Origin of the sequence: Aeromonas sp. Y318-1 (genome assembly GCF_027706125.1) — a bacterium.
Lineage (GTDB): Bacteria > Pseudomonadota > Gammaproteobacteria > Enterobacterales > Aeromonadaceae > Aeromonas > Aeromonas hydrophila.
Genome location: NZ_JAPDCM010000021.1, coordinates 19,927 through 35,526, shown reverse-complemented (window position 1 = coordinate 35,526; position 15,600 = coordinate 19,927). Strand labels below are relative to the sequence as shown.

The window sequence follows — 15,600 nt, the reverse complement described above, 5'->3', positions numbered from 1 at the left end:
AGCCTCCTGTGGCAGGGTCTCTGTGGTGGGGGTCAGTCGGTCAGGCAGTCCGGGTCGAACACGTATTCGCCATCCAGCCAGCGCAGGATCTCGCCGACGCAGGCTTGGTCGCGAAACGGCAGGTAGCGGGCCTTGAGATGAGCCACCTGCTCAGGAGTCAGCTGGGCCAGCCCTATGTCCTGAAACAGCGGCAGATCGGCCTGGATCATGGCGGAGATCTGGGGGCCGCAGGTGGCATTGAGGGAGGCGTGCAGCGCCTTGTCCGGATCGTACTGCTTGCCGAGCTTGTAGCTCATGGGCAGGGTGGCCAGCGGCAGCACCGACAGCGCCGCCTGCTTCATGGGGTTGACCGCATGGCCCGAGGTCAGCTCGGCGAGTTCCGCCGGACGGTTCTCGAAGGCGCGCAGGTGCAGGAAGCTGCTGGCCTTGCTGCCGTCGTTGACCGGGTAGTTGTCCCACAGGAACGGCTTGCGATGCAGCCACTCGGCCACCTGCTTGAGGTGGGCCGCCGGATAGTCGCTGGAGCAGACTTTGGGGCCGGTCCAGAAGATCTCAAAACGCTTGTCCAGCCCCTGCCCCAGATCCTGCAGATAGTGGGGCGGCATGGCGCCGAACACCTTCTCCAGCACGGGGTCCGTCGAGTAGTAGCTGGGGCAGAAGAGCAAGCGGCCTGCGCGGGTGTGGGCCGCGATGTCGTGGGCGATGGTGAGCTGCCAGTGGGCGAGATCCGGGGTATCCCCCTTCATGTCGTCAAACAGCACGGCCAGGATGTCGGGTTTGAGCTCCTCCTCGATGAGCCGCACCTTTTCCAGCAAGGCCGGCCGCTGGCGGGCATAGTCGTGGTGCGCGCCCATGGGGCTCAGGCCCACCCCGAAGGCGAGGCCGTTGTCGCGGCACTGGCGGGCGAGCTGGCGCAGCGCCTCGAGCTGGGCGGCAGGCCAGGGCTTGGCCCAGTGCTTGCGCAGGTAGCCATCTTCCTTGGGGGCATAGAGATAGAAGCCGTAACCGTGGCGGGGCAGCCACTGGGCATAGCGGGCGCGGGCTTCCCAGCTCCAGCCCTTGCCAAAGAAGCCCTCGATCACCCCCAGCTGGGGCGAAGGGGGTTGCAAGCCGGACAACAGGGTTTGGTAAGGCATAGGTAACTCCCTTCTCGCAGAGGACGAGGCAGACAACGACGATCAGACCGGATCTTCTTCCAGAAAGCGCACCCCGATCTTGCGGGGCTCACCCTCGTCCATTTCGGCCACGGTCCAGATCAGTCCCTGCCATTCGACGTGGTCGCCGACCACCAGATTATCGCCCAACTGGTGGGCAATGAAATGGCCAAGGGTCTGATCCGCCACCTCGCTCACATCCAGCCCGTACAGGGGGGCGAGATCCACCAGGTTGGCGGCCGCCTCCAGCAGGAAGTCGCCGAAGAAGCGCGGGCCGAGATCCTGCTCCGGCGCCTGGCTGAACAGCTGGCCGAGGGCGGGCAGGTCGCGCTCGTGGCCGATGACGCAGAGGATGTCATCGGATTGCAGACAGGTACTGCCCGAGGGGTGCAGCAGCTCCTGATCCCGGAACAGGGCGCAAATGCGGGTGCCCTTGGGCATGCGCAGATCCCGCAGCGGCGAGCCGATGCACCACTTCTCGTCGCTCAAGCGATAGACGAAGGTCTCCCACTGGGAGTCGAGATCGATCTCGAGCCCGGAGCGGTTGATGGGTGAGGGGGGCGCCGGTACCTCCACCCGCGCCAGCCTGGAGGCCAGCGGCAGCGAGCTGCCCTGCAAGATGAGCGAGACCAGCACCACGAAGAAGGCGACATTGAAGTAGAGCTGGGCGTTGGGCAGCCCCGCCATCATGGGGAACACCGCCAGAATGATCGGCACCGCGCCGCGCAGGCCGACCCAGGAGATGAACCAGCGCTCGCGGGGGGCGAAGTTTTTGAACGGCAGCAGCCCGATCCAGACCGAGATGGGGCGGGCGAACAGGATCATCCACATGGCCAGCGCCAGCGCCGGCAGGGCGATGGGCAGCAGCTTGTGGGGGGAGGCGAGCAGCCCCAGCACCAGGAACATGCCGATCTGGCTGAGCCAGGTCAGGCCGTCCAGCACCGACAAGGTGGTGCTGCGGCTGCGCAGGGAGAGGTTGCCGAGCAAGAGGCCGGTGAGATAGATGGCGAGGATGCCGCTGCCGCCCACCGCCGTGGTGAGGGCGAAGATGAGCAGGCCGCCGCTGACGGTGAGCAGCGGGTAGAGGCCGGGGGCCAGCTTGGCGCTGTTGATGAGTTTCCACAGCAGCCAGCCACCGCCAAGGCCGATGCCGGCGCCCAGCCCGAACTGCTTGAGCAGCTGCAGCAGCAGAAAACCGGCGTTGAGGTCCTGCTCGGCGCTGGCCAGCACCTCGATCAGGGTGACGGTGAGAAACACCGCCATGGGGTCGTTGCTGCCCGACTCTATCTCCAGGGTGGCGCTGACCCGCTCGTTGAGGCTGCGCCCGCCGAGCAGGGAGAAGACCGCCGCCGCATCGGTGGAGCCGACGATGGCGCCGATCAGCATCCCCTGCATCAGGTTGAGATCAAACAGCCAGGCGGCGGCAAGGCCCGTGAGGCCGGTGGTGATGGCCACCCCGACCGTGGCCAGCGAGAGCGCGGGCCAGAGCGCCACCCGGAACGAGGAGACCCGGGTGCGCATGCCGCCGTCGAGCAGGATGATGGCGAGCGCTAGGTTGCCCACCAGATAGGCGATGGAGTAGTCGGCGAAGTGGATGCCACCGGGGCCATCTTCACCGGCCAGCATGCCGACGGCGAGGAAGATCACCAGGATGGGGATACCGAGACGGGAGGAGAGCGCGCTCAACAGGACACTGGCGCCCACCAACAAGGCCGCGACGAGGAAAAAACTGTTGATGGTGACGGCATCCAATGGCGAACTCCTTCTGTCAAAATGCAAATCAGGCACATTATATGCAGTTTGTTGGGCTCGGTGTGGCTTAATTGTGCATTTATTTGCAGTTTTTTACATTTTCGGTGTCATGGCTGCGAAGGGTTCTGGCCATCAAAAGGGGGTCGTCGGCGTCGCCAGCGTGATGAGCAACGTGACCATGTTCACAAAGTGGACAGATAGCGACAGGGGCACCCGTGGGTGCCCCTGTCGGCGGACTCGAGTCAGTCGTCCTCGTCGTCCTTCACTTCCCGGATCTTGTCCTTGTAGCGGGGCAGCTCTTTCTCCAGTCGCTTCATGTCCTTGATGGCGTTGAGAAACAGGCCGAGCAGGAAGAGCAGTGGCAAGCCTATCCAGAGCCAGAGGTTCATGTGCTACTCCTTTCGTCGGTGGCCAGGGTGACATAGCGGGCCAGGATCTCGTCGAGGTTGGCCAGTATGGTCGCCTTGCCTTCAATATCCGCCTGTTGCAGACAAAGTGCCAGCGCGGCCGGGTCGAGCCGCTGCTCGCGGGACTCAGGCGCAAAGCTGATGTGCCAGGGCTCGTAGGCGACGCCGCTGCCGGCACCGGCCGGCTTGGCGTAAGGCAGGAAGAAGCCGAAGTCGTTCATGCGATCCTCAAGCCACTCGCTCAGGTCGGCGAACCAGCCGCCGGCTTCATACTCCCAGGGCTCCAGCGCCAGCCTGGTGCCGGCGGGCAGGCAGTCCGGGTCATAGATGTCGAGATCGGTGCCCCAGTGGTGGCGACTGGTGCCGGGCAGGGCGCTCCAGCGCAGGATGGCGTGGAGGCGCTCCTCGTCGCTCAGTTGCAGGGCGTCGATGGGCTGGCTGTGGGCATCGAGCAGCGGCCGCTCGCCGCGCCACTTGCCGTTCCAGATGGCAAGCTGGCGATCAAAGCCCCGCCAGCTGGAGGCGGGCTGCAGGTTGAAGCCGGCGTGGGCAGCGGCCACCTGCATGTCGTTGAAGGCGGCTGCGGTGGCGGCCGTCAGCCGGTGCGGGCCTTGCCCCACCAGGATGAGGTGACCTTTATCCAACCCCAGCAGTTGCTCCTGGGTCATGCCAGCAACCTCGCGAGTACCCCTTGGTACATATCTGCCAGCAGATCCAGATCGTCCGCCTTCACGCACTCGTTCACCTTGTGGATGGTGGCGTTGACCGGGCCCAGCTCGATCACTTCGGCGCCGGTGGGGGCAATAAAGCGCCCGTCCGAGGTGCCGCCGGTGGTGAGCAGGGCCGGCTGCTGGCCGTTGACCGCCTCGATGGCGGAGACCGCCGCCGCCAGCAGCTTGCCGGTGTCGGTGAGGAAGGGCTGGCCGGAGAGGGTCCAGTCGATCTGGTAATCCAGACCATGCCTGTCCAGCAGGGCTTCGACCCGCTCGCGGATCATGGCATCGGTGAGCTCGGTGCTGAAGCGGAAGTTGAACTGGACGTGCAATTCGCCGGGAATGACGTTGGAGGCGCCGGTACCGGCCGAGATGTTGGCGATCTGGAAGCTGGTGGGGGGGAAGTAGGCGTTGCCCTCATCCCACACGGTGGCGGCGAGCTCCGCCAGCGCTGGCGCGGCTTTGTGAATGGGGTTGTCCGCCAGATGGGGGTAGGCGACGTGGCCCTGCACCCCGCGCACCAGCAGATCGCCGGTGATGGAGCCGCGCCGGCCGTTCTTCACCACGTCCCCCACCACGGCAGTGGAGGAGGGTTCGCCGACGATGCACCAGGTGATCTTCTCGTGGCGCGCTTCCAGGGTATCGATCACCCGGGTGGTGCCGTTGATGAAGGGCCCCTCTTCATCGGAGGTGATAAGGAAGGCGATGGAACCGGAGTGATCCGGATGCTCGGCCACAAAGCGCTCGACCGCCACCACCATGGCGGCCAGCGAGCCCTTCATGTCGGCGGCACCGCGCCCGTAGAGCACGCCATCCTGGATGGTCGGCTCGAACGGCGGGGTGTGCCATTTGTCCAGCGGGCCGGCGGGCACCACGTCGGTGTGGCCGGCAAAGCAGAACAGCGGCCCCTCGTTGCCGCGGCGGGCCCAGAGGTTGGTGGTGTCTTCGAACACCATGGGCTCGATGACGAAGCCGAGCTTGGCGAGGCGTTCCGCCATCAGGGTCTGGCACCCTTCATCCAGCGGGGTAACGGAGGGGCGGCGGATCAGATCCTTGGCCAGTGCGATGACATCCGACATCAGCGTTCCTTAGCAAAAAAGTTTAACGAGAGAAGAGGGATTGGTAGTGATCGGCCTTGAAGCCCAGGGTCAGCTCGCCGTCTCGATCCAGCAGCGGGCGCTTGATCATGGCCGGATGCTCCAGCAACAGGGCACGCGCCTTGGCGGTGTCGAGCCCCTGTTTGGCCTCGTCCGGCAGGTCACGGAAGGTGGTACCGCGGCTGTTGAGCAGCGCTTCCCAGCCGAGCTGGCTCAGCCAGCGGTCGAGATCGGCCGGATTCAGGCCGTCGGCACGGTGGTCGTGAAAGCGGTAGTCGATGCCGGCCTGCTCCAGCCACTTGCGGGCTTTCTTGATGGTGTCGCAGTTCTTGATGCCATAGAGGGTGGTGGCCATGGGGAGTCCTTGTCTGCGGGCATGGGCCCGGAAAGCTGAAACTTGAGTCCTGAAACGGGGAATCAAGAAGAGGCCCGATTCTGGCATTGTGGCGATCTCAAGGCAACGCCGATGCGCATGGGGGAGGTGGGGCGAGGCGCTGGTCGGGCCTGGGGGGAGGGGAAAAGTGCCCGGCGCGGGACGCGCCGGCGGGCATCAGAGTTCGCTCTGGGTGCGACACCAGAGGTGCAGTTCGGATTCGAACCAGTTGAGCATGGCGTTGTTGTCGTCGCGACGATGGCGAATGAGGCTCACTTCGAAGGTGGGCAGGGCGAAGCGGGTCTCGTACTCCACCAGATCCAGCAGCGGCATCAGCGGGCGCAGCACCCGGGCGGGGGAGGTGAGCAGCAGAGGCGCGCACGGCAGGATGAAGGGGGCCGCCAGAAAGCTTTGCACTATCAAGGGGGTGTGCCGGGTCATGCCGTGGGCTGCCAGCAGATCATCGACGATGCCCCCTTCGCTGCCGCGGGGAGCGACCAGCAGGTGCTGGGCCTGGGCGAAGGATTCGATGCACAGCACCTGGCCCTGCAGCGGGTGGCTGCGGTGGGCGGCGCAGATCAGCTTGTCTTCGAACAGCGGGATGCGGCGAAAACGGCCGGGCACCTCGTCTTGCTTGCTGATCACCATGCTGATGACCCCTTCGTCGAGCTGGCTCTCGTAGTCCGCATTGAGCGGCACCATGTGGATGCGCAGGTTGGGCGCCTGCTGTTGCAGCCGCGCCAGCAGGCTCGGCATCATCACATACTCCACATAGGTGTGGGCCCCGATGCGCAGCACCCCCTCGAACTGGGCGGGGTCGAGCTGCTCAGGGGGGCTGAAGGTCTGCTCGATGTCGTGCAGGATCTCCCGCAGCGGCAGCAGCAAGGCCTCCGCCCTGGCGGTGGGTTCCATGCCCTGGGGAGTGCGGATCAGCAGGGGATCGTCATAGAGCAGACGCAAGCGGGCCAGTGCCCGGCTGACGGCCGGCTGGCTCATGGCGAGCCGTTCGGCGGCCTTGGTGGTGTTGCGCTCCTCCAGCAGTGCCTTGAGCACCACCAGCAGGTTGAGGTCGACGCCTCGTAAATTCATTCTGTGCATAATGGAATACTAATAAATCATTTCCTTAAGCAGGGCCTTCACTTTAGTCTCATTTCCCGTCGATGGTCAGCATGAAGCTTGGATAAATCAGCGATTTATGCAAACCCATGTTGTCCTGTTACCTCTTTCGCGTGGTGCCGGAGGTGGCAAGATTCGACAGCCTGAACTCTTTACTCTGGTCATCCAGAGCGTTGCTTGCTTAGTACCCGCCGTCTCGGCGGGTTTTTTTTGCCTGCGGTTCAGGAAAAGGGGGCCCAAAGAAGTACAAAACGCGCCGGCGGGCGCGTTATTGTGAGGGGTGGATGACTCAGGGCGCAACCGGCCACTGGTAGTCAAACACCTTGGCACGCTCCCAGGGGGCGTCCGGCAGACTGGAGGAGAGGCCGGTATATTTGCCCACATCGTCCACCACGATGGCGGAGAGGATCGGCAACTGGTGCTCGGTGCAGTACATGCGGATGCGTTGCAGCAGCGTGCGCAGCTCATCCTGGCAATTCTCCAGCCCGGCCTGCCTGGCCAGCTTGGAGTAACGAATGGTGGTGCGTTCCTTTGCAGACTCGACGAGGATGTCCCATAGCTTGTAGTCGCAGGTCGTCATGCCTGCGTTGGCTCGGTCTGTCATAACTCTCTCCGGCGCGAAACGGTCGCTGTGTGTCGATGCGCATCTTGGCCAGTTCACTGGCCCCTGACGTTGATCCAAAGCAAAAAAGCCTGAGGTTATTCGCCAGAACGCGTGGCAAAGGGATTCTAAAGGTTTGCCTTTAGTTTAAATTGCTGTTTTTTGTTAAGTGTGCAGCATTTTGTTTTATTGGGTTGCGGTCAAGCCATCTTTCTTGACGGGGATCAATGGGAAAGCGCGGTCAGACCACTAGATTCCGCTCCTCGATAACTTTATCAGGAGTGAATGTTTGGAACTCGTCTTCGTCTTGCTCGTACTGCTGGCCGTGGTCTACGGCATCGTCAAGGATTACAACCCGCAGGCGGTGCTGGCACTGGCCGGCATGGCCATCTTCACCGTCGCCTACTGGCTGGGACTGCACCCCATTCTGCCCGCCGACAAGAGCACCGGCTTCGCCCTGTTCGATCTGTTCGAGGTGTTCAAGGGGATCTTCTCTTACCGGGCGGCGGGGCTCGGCCTCACCATCATGGCGGTGGCCGGCTTTGCCACCTACATGTCCCATATCGGTGCCTCCCAGGCGCTGGTGCGGGTGGCGGTCAAACCGGTGGCGGGCATCCAGTCCAGCTACCTGATGCTGGCCATCTGCTACCTGGTGGCGGTCTTCGTCTCCCTGTTCGTCACCTCCGCCACCGGCCTTGGCCTGCTGTTGATGGTCACCATGTACCCGGTGATGCGCAACCTCGGCATCAGCCCGGCCTCCGCCTGCGGCGTTATCGCGACCTCACAGGCGTTCGAAATCGGCCCGACCCAGACCAACGCCATCTTCTCCGCCGGCCAATCCGGCATGGATCCGACCAGCTATTTTGTCGACTACCAGATCTGGCTGGTGGCCCCCATGCTGCTGGTGACCATGGTGCTGCACTTCTTCTGGCAGCGGCATTGTGACCGCCAGGATGGCTGGGATCCGGCCCTGCATCGCGGCGAGCACGCCGAGCTGGACGAGCAGGGCACCGAGGCGGTAGCCGCACCCACCTGGTATGCCCTGCTGCCCATTATCCCCTTCGTGCTGATGATGACCTTCTCCAAGCTGCTGGTGACCACCATCAGCGTCAGCGTGGAGGTGGCCATGCTGCTGTCGGTCTTTATCGGCATGTTGTGCGAGCTGCTGCGCACCCGCTCGGTGCGCACCGCCTTCGCGGGGCTTTCCAGCTTCCTCGACGGCATGGGCAAGGTGTTCGGCCCTGTGGTGGCGCTCATCGTCTGCGCCGAGCTGTTTGCCGAATCCCTCAAGGCCATCGGTGCCATCGACACCCTGCTGCACTCTGCCAGCAATGCCGGCATCGGCAGCGGCCTGATGACGCTAGTGATGGTGGGTCTCATCATGGTGGCCGCCGTCATCATGGGCTCTGGCAACGCGGCGTTCCTGAGCTTCTCGACCCTGGCACCGGCGGTGGCGGCCAAGTTCGGCGTGCCGGCGGTGACCATGCTGCTGCCGATGCAGCTCGCCTCCAGCATCGGCCGCACCGTCTCCCCCATCGCGGCGGTGCTGATCGCCTGTGCGGGCATCGCCAAGGTCTCCCCCTTCGTGGTGGTCAAGCGCACCTGCGTGCCCATGGCCGGTGCCCTGGTGACCGCGCTGACCCTCAACTATCTGCTGTTTATGTAACCGGGCGGCGGACGGCACGAGCTGTCTGCCCCTTTCATTCGGCCGTCGGGCGGGAGGTGTGTCCTTCCGTCCCAGGAGATGACAATGACAGACTCTCGCAACGCTTTTTCTCTGGATGCCTACCTGGCGGATCTGGCCCCCCTCATCAATCTCGATTGCGGCACCCGCACCCCGGCCGGGGTGGCGAAAGTGGCCGACATCATGACCGAGAAATATGAGGCCATCGGCTGGCAGGTGACCCGCCACCAGTTCGCCGCCGAGTGCGGTCCCTGCCTTGAGGCAACCAATGCGCCGGGGGCGGCTCACTACGACGTGATGCTGGTGGGCCACATGGACACAGTATTCCCCGAGGGGACAGCAGCCAAGCGACCGCTGAAAATCGAAGGCAATCAGGCGTTTGGCCCCGGTGTGTCGGACATGAAGAGCGGCCTGCTCTCCACCTGGTATGCCCTTAAAGAGATGGACCCGGCCGTGCTGGCCAGGCTCAAGGTGCTGGTTTGCTGCAACTGCGACGAGGAGATTGGCTCCCCCTGGTCCAAAGAGTGGCTGGTGAAAAAAGCCAAACAGAGCGGCTGCGTGCTGGTGGCCGAGGCGGCGCGCCCGAGCGGGGATCTCATCAGCGCCCGCAAGGGCAATGCCAAGTACCGCATTACCTTCCACGGCAAGGCCTCCCACGCCGGTTCGGCCCTCACTGAAGGGGTTTCCGCCATCACAGAACTCGCTCATTGGGTGCTCGCCATCAACGAGCAGGTCAACCTCGATACCGGCACCACCATGAACGTCGGCGTGGTGCAGGGCGGCACCGGCGTCAACGTGGTGCCCGACTTTGCCGAGGCGATCGTCGACTTGCGCTTCTGGAGCAATGACGAAGCGGCCGCCGTGCACGAGCGACTCACCTTCATGGCCAACAACCCCTTCCTCGCCGGTTGCCGGGTCGAGGTGGATCGCCAGAGCTTCAAGCCGGCGATGCGCCCGAGTGGCGACACCGAGGCGTTGATGGCACTGGTGGCTGCGGCGGCGAAAGAGGAGGGGATCTCCTTCAATTGGCTGGAGGCCGGTGGCGGCTCGGATGCCAACTTCACCGCCGCAGCCGGGGTGCCGTCGCTCGATGGCTTCGGCCCCATGGGCGGCGGTTTCCACTCTGAGGTGGAATTCCTGCTGCTGGATAGCATAGCGCCGCGCATCCGCCTGCTGCAGCGGGTGCTGGGCAAGCTGGTCAACTAGCTTTGGATGACAAACAAAACGGGAGGCCATCGCCTCCCGTTTTTTATCTGTCCTGTCGGTGCAGAGAGAGCGACAGCGCTGCGCCGCTACCCCTCATCCTCCAGCAGGTAGGCGAGCTGCTGCTGACGGGCAACCTGCCAGTGACCGAGCACCAGCGGCGCCGCAAAGCCCGGGCCGTCGGTCACCATGGTGTGGTATTCCCCCTGCTCGCCGCAGGCATCGAAGCCCCGGCTTGCCGCCAGCTGCTGCAATTCGGCCAGGGTGGCCACATCGAGCGTGCGCCCCACCCACTCGGGGGCCAGCACCTGGGTGTCGACGCAGGAGAGGTGGGCGACGATGCCGCGGGTCAGCAGGTCTGCCAGCAGCGCCTCGCGGCTTTGTTGCCAGAGCGGGGTGTGAACGGCCAGATCGAGCGGGCGGCAGCGCTCGCGGATCCAGTTCGGGGCGCCCCCCACGCTGTCGATATCACCGGTGACCACCCCATCCAGGCGCCACTCCTCTTTTAGCCGTGCCAGCGCCCGCTCATAACCGAGATCGAACGGCGCTTCGATGGTGATCAGCAGATGGGGCAGCCCGAGGGCCGCCGCCTGCCGACGCACCTGTGACAGGGGATGGGCCAGAAAGCGGGGTTCGAGCGGGGCAAAGGTGGCCAGTGCCACCACCTGATGACCCGCTTCGCGGGCATGGCAGAGGGCCTGCATGGCATCCTTGCCGCCGCTCCAGAGCACGATGACGCGAGACATGGGGGAAATTCCGCAAAGAAAAGAGGGGCCATGCTACCCAGAGTGCGGGCGGTTGGCAAAGCGGGATGGGGCAGGGCATAAAACAGCAGGCCCCCGGTGGGGGCCTGCTGGACTGACTGAATGGTGCCTGTTGCTTAGAGCAGTATGCTGGTCAGCAGATAACCCAGGGTACAGGAGGTGGCAACCCCGATCAGACCCGGAATGATGAAGCTGTGGTTGATGATGAACTTGCCGATGCGGGTGGTGCCGGAGCGGTCGAAACCGATACAGGCCAGATCGCTCGGGTAGGTCGGCAGCACGAAGTAGCCGTAGCTGGCCGGCAGGAAGGCGATCAGCAGCTTCGGCTCCACACCCAGCGCCAGCCCCATGGGGGCGATGGCGGTCAGGGCTGCGGCCTGGCTGTTCACCAGCTTGGAGATGAGGAACAGCACCAGGGCATAGGTCCAGGGCTGGGCCTGCACCACGTGGGCCAGGGTTTCTTTCAGCAGCGGCATGTGGGCCTGGAAGAAGGTTTCGCTCATCCAGGCGACCCCGAATACCGAGAAGATCGCCACCATGCCGGCCTTGAACACGGCGCCGTTGGAGATGTCACCCGGTTTGACCTTGCAGCGCATCAGGATGATGGCGCCGGCGATCAGCATCATCATCTGGATCACCAGGTTCATGGAGAGCGGGCCTGTCTTGCCACCCATTTCGAATACCGGGCGCAGGGAGGCGTCGGCCCCCAGCACTACCACGGCGGCGATGGCGGCGAAGAAGATCCAGGTCGACCAGTAGGCCTCTTTCGGGAACTTGGTGTTGAGCAGGGTCTCACCGCCGCCGTAGACGAAGGCACGCTGCTCCGGATCCTTGATCTTGGCCTGGAACTCTTCGTCCTTGTCCAGATCCTTGCCGCGACGCAGGCTCCACAGGGCCGCGACTATGACCCCGGTGAGCGAGGAGGGGATGGCTACCATCAGAATGTCGAGCAGACTGTAGGCCTGACCGATGCCGTGACCGGCCGCCAGGATGGAGACCATGGAGACCACGGCCACCGATACCGGCGAGGCGCAGATCGCCATCTGGGAGGCGACGGAAGCCACCGCCATCGGACGTTCCGGGCGGATGTTCTTCTGCAGCGCGATGTCGGCGATGATGGGGAACATGGTGTAGACCACGTGGCCGGTACCGCACAGGAAGGTGAGGGTCCAGGTGGTGAGCGGTGCCAGCAGGGTGATGTACTGGGGGTGGCGGCGCAGCAGGCGCTCGGCCACCTGCATCATCAGGTTGAGACCGCCGGCGGTCTGCAGGGTGGCGGCGCAGCCGATCACCGCCAGTATGGTCAGCATCACCTGCACCGGTGGTTCGCCCGGGGTGAGACCGAACACGAAGGTCAGCAGGAACAGACCGATGCCGCTGATGAGACCCAGCCCCATGCCCCCAAACCGGGTACCCAGCAGCAAGCAGCCGAGTACCACCAAAAATTCCATCAAGATCATTCCATTACCTCGCGTTATTTAATCCATGTCTGTGCTGTGTTGGGCTCATGGACCGGGATTGTCTGTTTTTTATTTAGCCCTAAAGGGTTAGTGGTTATTGTGCCTGCCAAAAAAGGGCAAAAATTTGAGGTACTTCAATAACTCATCGCTTTTTGATTTAACGTCATAAAAACCACGTATTAACGTTTTTGTTATTTTGCGGGCAATAAGTGGCAGCGTATGGGGCTCAACGGCTGGCGCGGGGCGGGTGTGTCAGCAAGGGGGCATGACGGAGGGCGGCAAGAGTGATTAATTGTGGTGCTGGCAAGGCCGTCCGGCCGCCGAACGGGCAACAAAAAGCCGACCCTGAGGTCGGCTTTTAAGACAAAGTCCTGTAATCAGAACTCGGCGGTGCGCGGGGTGCGCGGGAAGGGGATCACGTCGCGGACGTTGCCCATGCCGGTCACGTAAACCACCAGGCGCTCGAAGCCCAGACCGAAGCCGGAGTGCGGCACGGTACCGTAGCGGCGCAGGTCGCGATACCACCAGTAGTCTTCCTTGTTCAGACCCATCTCGGCCAGACGGGCATCCAGCACGTCCAGACGCTCTTCACGCTGGGAGCCACCGATGATCTCGCCGATACCCGGGGCCAGTACGTCCATGGCGGCGACGGTCTTGCCGTCGTCGTTGAGGCGCATGTAGAAGGCCTTGATGTCTTTCGGGTAGTTCTTCACCACCACCGGGGACTTGAAGTGCTCTTCGGCCAGGTAGCGCTCGTGCTCGGAGGAGAGGTCGATACCCCAGGAGACCGGGAACTCGAAGCTCTTGCCGCAGTTTTTCAGCACTTCGATGGCGTCGGTGTAGTCAATCTGGGCGAAGTCGGAGGCGACGAAGCGCTCCAGACGACCGATGGCGTCCTTGTCCACGTGCTGGGCGAAGAACTCCAGATCGTCGCGGCGCTCGGCCAGCACGGCGTTGAAGACATACTTCAGCATGGCTTCGGCCAGGGCGGCGTTGTCTTCCAGATCGGCGAAGGCCACTTCCGGCTCAACCATCCAGAACTCCGCCAGGTGGCGGCTGGTGTTGGAGTTTTCGGCGCGGAAGGTCGGCCCGAAGGTGTAGACCTTGGACAGGGCGCAGGCGTAGGTTTCGACGTTGAGCTGGCCGGATACGGTCAGGAAGGTCTCTTTGCCGAAGAAGTCCTTGTCATAGTCCACCTTGCCTTGCGGGGTGCGCGGCAGGTTTTCCAGATCCAGGGTGGAGACGCGGAACATCTCGCCGGCGCCTTCGGTGTCGGAGGCGGTGATGAGCGGCGCGGCAATCCACAGATAGCCCTGCTCGTGGAAGAAGCGGTGAATGGCCTGGGAGAGGCAGTTGCGTACCCGGGTCACGGCGCCGACCACGTTGGTACGAGCACGCAGGTGGCCCTGCTCGCGCAGGTATTCGATGCTGTGACGCTTGGCGGACATGGGGTAGGTGTCCGGATCTTCGACCCAGCCCACCACCTTGACGTCGGTGGCCTGCAGTTCGAACGCCTGGCCGCTGCCCTGAGACTCGACCACCAGACCGGTCACTTCCACCGAGCAAGCCGTGGTCAGACGCAGCACTTCATTCTCGTAATTGGCCAGGGTATTGGGGACGACTGCCTGTACCGGATGGAAACAGGAGCCATCGGAGATGGCCAAAAATGAGATCCCCGCCTTGGAATCGCGGCGGGTCCGGATCCACCCTTTCACTGTCTGGGTGGTGCCGACCGCATACTTACCGGTCAGCACATCTACTACGGATGCGTGCGTCATCGAAATATTGTCTCCAGCTTGTTCTTGCAGCGCTATTTGCAACACTTGGGGTCTGGCCCGGGCAATCTTGGCCCATCATGGCAGACTAAGCCGTCAATCTTACCCGCGCAGGTTTGATAAACAAGCAAAAATGTCGGACTCTGGGGGGGATTTCGGCGCCTATCGGCGGATTGGCAGGCCAGTTGGACGGGGGATAAGCGTGAAAGAGCGGCGACGGGGGCCGGACCGGCTGACACGGGTGTTGCAGGGGCTGGTGATGCTCTGCTGGGGCGGTTTCATCGTCCTGCTCTCCCTCTACCACTTCCCCTCTACCACTTCGCCAGACCGCAGACGGCCTACGGTTTTCTGGTCTATGGCGGGGTCAGGGTACGCCAGAGCTGGGATCCCTTGCTCACCCCCTGGCTGCTGCACGGGCTCTGGGGTTGCTGCCTGCTGACCCTGGCGGTGCTGCTGGCAGAGCGCCGACGCTGCCGGCGGCAGGAGGACACGGGGCGGGTGCACCTGACCATCTTGCTGCTGATCCTGATGGCCAGTTTGTTGTTCTACTACCTGGGCTAGCCCTCTTTTCTTCTCTCTGTCGTCTTCTGCTCGTTCCCCTCCATCGGTGCGGCAGGCCGTTTGCCCAGCTGACGCTCCACGCTGTCGAGCATCTGGTTGTAGGCGAGCGCCACCCGGCCAATCTCGTCCCCTTCATCCCCTTCCAGCCGGTGGCCGAAGTCGTGCAGGTCAGTGGCCTCCTCCATGGAGCGGGTCAGCTGGTTGAGGGGGCGGACGATCCAGGTGCGGATGACCCAGAGGGTCAGCAGCAGCCCCAGGCCGAAGATGACGGTGAGGCTCAGCGCCGAGGTGAGGATGTTCTGCTCGACCCGGGTAAACAGGGTGTCGAGGGAGTAGTCAAAGCGCACCGCCCCCAGCACGGTATTCTCCGGTACCTGGTGACAGCTGGTGCAGTCGGTGCCGCGAAAGTCCTTCTTGGCCAGCAGCGGGCGGGTCACCACCAGCTTGCTGTGCATGCCGTCGTGCACCACCTCCAGGCTGCCCTTGCCGGCCAGTGCCAGCTCATCGAACCTGTCCTTGGGCTGCTCGCTCTGGTGGCCAGCCCCGTACTGCTTGCTCACCGCCTCGCTGCGCACGATGCGGGCATCCTCCACGTGGGCGTGCTCGAGAAACTTGCCGCGCAGGGTGTCACGGGCATCCATCTTGCCGGTCAGCATCAGCATGTTGAGGCCGTCGAAGTAGGCCTCGGTCTGCTCGCGGCTCTGCTCCTTGATGAGGGTCAGGATCAGGTCGCGTTCGCGCACCGCCTGGTAGGCGGCGGAGAACACCAGCACCATGGAGAAGATGAACAGCAGGAAGAAGTTGATTTTGGCAGCAATGGAGAGGCGCATGGGAACGGTACATCTGTTGGGTAAAACCCGCGCAGTCTACGCGTCTTGGTCGCCCGGGTCTGGTGTCTCGCTCACATTCTGATGAAAAAGAGTCAAAAGACCCTGCCTGG

The 15,600-nt window shown here is 63.5% G+C and carries 14 protein-coding genes and 1 pseudogene; 3 read left to right on the top strand and 12 right to left on the bottom strand.

Annotated features, from left to right (window positions below; genetic code table 11):
• Positions 1-32 precede the first annotated feature (32 nt).
• The 8 genes from OKB87_RS21960 to OKB87_RS21925 all read right to left on the bottom strand — a co-directional run bounded on the left by OKB87_RS21960 (position 33) and on the right by OKB87_RS21925 (position 7,216).
• Positions 33-1,136, bottom strand: coding sequence for a beta-N-acetylglucosaminidase domain-containing protein (locus tag OKB87_RS21960; RefSeq protein ID WP_049049209.1), 1,104 nt, complete (start codon positions 1,134-1,136; stop codon positions 33-35).
• Between the two features lie 42 nt (positions 1,137-1,178).
• On the bottom strand, positions 1,179-2,906 hold the full coding sequence (locus OKB87_RS21955) for a potassium/proton antiporter (RefSeq protein WP_270828529.1): 1,728 nt from the start codon (positions 2,904-2,906) through the stop codon (positions 1,179-1,181).
• A gap of 242 nt (positions 2,907-3,148) precedes the next feature.
• Positions 3,149-3,295: a hypothetical protein gene (locus tag OKB87_RS21950; RefSeq protein ID WP_005298986.1), complete on the bottom strand. Its 147-nt coding sequence runs from the start codon at positions 3,293-3,295 to the stop codon at positions 3,149-3,151.
• Complete coding sequence (locus tag OKB87_RS21945) at positions 3,292-3,981, bottom strand: M15 family metallopeptidase (RefSeq protein ID WP_270828528.1); 690 nt, start codon at positions 3,979-3,981, stop codon at positions 3,292-3,294. The genes OKB87_RS21950 and OKB87_RS21945 overlap by 4 nt, the downstream gene beginning before the upstream one ends.
• A complete protein-coding gene (gene dapE / locus OKB87_RS21940) occupies positions 3,978-5,105 on the bottom strand; it encodes a succinyl-diaminopimelate desuccinylase (RefSeq protein WP_270828527.1) in 1,128 nt (375 codons plus the stop codon). Before dapE ends, OKB87_RS21945 begins: the two co-directional genes overlap by 4 nt.
• A gap of 22 nt (positions 5,106-5,127) precedes the next feature.
• Complete coding sequence (locus OKB87_RS21935; RefSeq protein ID WP_270828526.1) at positions 5,128-5,478, bottom strand: ArsC family reductase; 351 nt, start codon at positions 5,476-5,478, stop codon at positions 5,128-5,130.
• A 195-nt stretch (positions 5,479-5,673) separates the two neighbouring features.
• Entirely contained in the window at positions 5,674-6,585 is a 912-nt protein-coding gene (locus tag OKB87_RS21930; protein ID WP_005298997.1) for a LysR family transcriptional regulator, read from the bottom strand.
• A gap of 316 nt (positions 6,586-6,901) precedes the next feature.
• The gene (locus OKB87_RS21925; RefSeq protein WP_024943845.1) at positions 6,902-7,216 is read right to left on the bottom strand and encodes a hypothetical protein; all 315 of its coding nucleotides are present in this window, start codon (positions 7,214-7,216) and stop codon (positions 6,902-6,904) included.
• 286 nt (positions 7,217-7,502) lie between these two features.
• On the opposite strand from OKB87_RS21925, the gene dcuC reads away from it, so the two are divergent.
• Positions 7,503-8,879 (top strand): C4-dicarboxylate transporter DcuC, encoded by a 1,377-nt coding sequence (dcuC, locus tag OKB87_RS21920; protein WP_016350174.1) that lies wholly within the window; start codon positions 7,503-7,505, stop codon positions 8,877-8,879.
• Positions 8,880-8,963: 84 nt separating this feature from the next.
• A complete protein-coding gene (locus tag OKB87_RS21915) occupies positions 8,964-10,103 on the top strand; it encodes a M20 family metallopeptidase (protein ID WP_270828525.1) in 1,140 nt (379 codons plus the stop codon).
• A gap of 86 nt (positions 10,104-10,189) precedes the next feature.
• On the opposite strand, the gene OKB87_RS21910 is transcribed toward OKB87_RS21915, so the two are convergent.
• The 3 genes from OKB87_RS21910 to asnS all read right to left on the bottom strand — a co-directional run bounded on the left by OKB87_RS21910 (position 10,190) and on the right by asnS (position 14,102).
• Entirely contained in the window at positions 10,190-10,846 is a 657-nt protein-coding gene (locus tag OKB87_RS21910) for an adenine nucleotide alpha hydrolase (RefSeq protein ID WP_270828524.1), read from the bottom strand.
• 134 nt (positions 10,847-10,980) lie between these two features.
• The gene (locus tag OKB87_RS21905; RefSeq protein ID WP_017410023.1) at positions 10,981-12,324 is read right to left on the bottom strand and encodes an anaerobic C4-dicarboxylate transporter; all 1,344 of its coding nucleotides are present in this window, start codon (positions 12,322-12,324) and stop codon (positions 10,981-10,983) included.
• Between the two features lie 377 nt (positions 12,325-12,701).
• Positions 12,702-14,102 carry an asparagine--tRNA ligase gene (gene asnS / locus OKB87_RS21900; protein ID WP_043124168.1) on the bottom strand — a complete coding sequence of 467 codons (1,401 nt, stop codon included), beginning with the start codon at positions 14,100-14,102 and terminating at the stop codon, positions 12,702-12,704.
• Positions 14,103-14,343: 241 nt separating this feature from the next.
• Here asnS and OKB87_RS21895 point away from each other — a divergent pair.
• Positions 14,344-14,660: pseudogene (locus OKB87_RS21895) on the top strand (hypothetical protein).
• Here the strand turns inward: OKB87_RS21895 and OKB87_RS21890 are convergent.
• Positions 14,657-15,490, bottom strand: coding sequence for a HAMP domain-containing protein (locus tag OKB87_RS21890; protein WP_270828523.1), 834 nt, complete (start codon positions 15,488-15,490; stop codon positions 14,657-14,659). The pseudogene OKB87_RS21895 and the gene OKB87_RS21890 overlap by 4 nt on opposite strands.
• Positions 15,491-15,600 lie beyond the last annotated feature (110 nt).

Coding starts and splice junctions, on each gene's coding strand:
- OKB87_RS21960 (WP_049049209.1), bottom strand. CDS start 1,136: ATGCCTTACCAAACCCTGTTGTCCGGCTTGCAACCCCCTTCGCCCCAG.
- OKB87_RS21950 (WP_005298986.1), bottom strand. CDS start 3,295: ATGAACCTCTGGCTCTGGATAGGCTTGCCACTGCTCTTCCTGCTCGGC.
- OKB87_RS21945 (WP_270828528.1), bottom strand. CDS start 3,981: ATGACCCAGGAGCAACTGCTGGGGTTGGATAAAGGTCACCTCATCCTG.
- dapE (WP_270828527.1), bottom strand. CDS start 5,105: ATGTCGGATGTCATCGCACTGGCCAAGGATCTGATCCGCCGCCCCTCC.
- OKB87_RS21935 (WP_270828526.1), bottom strand. CDS start 5,478: ATGGCCACCACCCTCTATGGCATCAAGAACTGCGACACCATCAAGAAA.
- OKB87_RS21930 (WP_005298997.1), bottom strand. CDS start 6,585: ATGAATTTACGAGGCGTCGACCTCAACCTGCTGGTGGTGCTCAAGGCA.
- OKB87_RS21925 (WP_024943845.1), bottom strand. CDS start 7,216: ATGACAGACCGAGCCAACGCAGGCATGACGACCTGCGACTACAAGCTA.
- OKB87_RS21915 (WP_270828525.1), top strand. CDS start 8,964: ATGACAGACTCTCGCAACGCTTTTTCTCTGGATGCCTACCTGGCGGAT.
- OKB87_RS21910 (WP_270828524.1), bottom strand. CDS start 10,846: ATGTCTCGCGTCATCGTGCTCTGGAGCGGCGGCAAGGATGCCATGCAG.
- OKB87_RS21905 (WP_017410023.1), bottom strand. CDS start 12,324: ATGATCTTGATGGAATTTTTGGTGGTACTCGGCTGCTTGCTGCTGGGT.
- asnS (WP_043124168.1), bottom strand. CDS start 14,102: ATGACGCACGCATCCGTAGTAGATGTGCTGACCGGTAAGTATGCGGTC.
- OKB87_RS21890 (WP_270828523.1), bottom strand. CDS start 15,490: ATGCGCCTCTCCATTGCTGCCAAAATCAACTTCTTCCTGCTGTTCATC.